A 1,235-nucleotide genomic window follows, 5' to 3' on the forward strand; every position below is an offset into this window, starting at 1 on the left:
GCCATCGCCAGCGGCTCGGCCATGGCAGACCCGATGTACCCGACCGATTCCGAAGGCTTCCACGGCTACCTGCGCGCTGGCGCCGGCAGCAACACCTCCAGTGACGGCGGCTCACAAGGCTGCTTCGGCCTGGGTGGCAATACCATGAAATATCGTCTGGGCAACGAGTGCGACGCCTACGCCGAATTCGGCTACACCAAAGCCATCGCCAAGACCGGCGACGTGACCTACATGGCCACCGTCTGGGTCAACGCCTTTGCCCCGAACTCCGATTTCGGCGACAACAAGGTCGGCATCGTCAAAGCCTACGTCGAAGCCCAGGGACTGGACTTCCTGAACGGCGGCACGGCCTGGATCGGCAAACGTTTCTACTACCGTCCTGACATCCACATGCTCGATCTGCAGTACATCAACATGAACGGTACCGGCGCCGGCCTGGACCGCATTCCTGCCGGCCCGGGCAAGTTCTCGTACGCCTTCTTCAAGGACAACGACATTGCCCAGTTCGATGATGCCCAGGGTTCGAAGAGCGGCACGCCAGGTGTCTACCTTGGCAACCGTTCGGCCGTGCGCCAGAACTTCATCTACGGTGAAATTCCGGTCAACACCAACGGCACGCTGGACCTGGCCGCGACCTACATCATCGGCGAAGGCAAGGACAACGATTTCTTCGGCAAGAAAAACAACGGCTGGCAGCTGTCGGCATTCCACCGTCAAGGCAAGGTCTTCGGCGGCGGCAATACCTTCGGCGTGCAGTATGGCGTCGGTCCTGGCGTCGGCAAAGGTGCGCAGTTCGGCGCCGCCGGCGACACCTCGTTCGGTTCGGACGTGAAACGTACCCGCGTGTTCAATGACATGGCGATCCAGCCGATGGAAAACTTCGGCATGGAACTGGTCGCCCTGTGGCAAAAAGACGAGTCGAAAGCTGCCGGCTCCTCGACCTGGACCTCGGTTGGCGTGCGCCCTGTCTACGCTTTCACCAACAACCTCAAGCTGATTGGCGAACTGGGCACGGACCGCGTGACGCAATCGGGCGGCCCGACCAAGCGCCTGACCAAGATCACCATCGCACCGGCGATTTCGGCAGGTCCTGGCCTGTGGTCGCGTCCTGAACTGCGCGCCTTTGTCAGCTATGGCAAATGGAACGATGCGGCCACCGCGTCGGTCAACGCAGCCAACAACAGCGGCCCGATCTACAACAACAATACCAGCGGCACCTCGTACGGCTTCCAGGT

General features: G+C 61.3%; 1 protein-coding gene. It reads left to right on the forward strand.

Features of this window, described 5'->3' with window-relative positions:
• Positions 1–1,235: maltoporin (locus ASR47_RS00085; protein ID WP_065305755.1), on the forward strand; the 1,235-nt coding region annotated here is incomplete at both ends.

The sequence above is a fragment of the Janthinobacterium psychrotolerans genome (assembly GCF_001677885.1).
Lineage (GTDB): Bacteria > Pseudomonadota > Gammaproteobacteria > Burkholderiales > Burkholderiaceae_D > Janthinobacterium > Janthinobacterium psychrotolerans.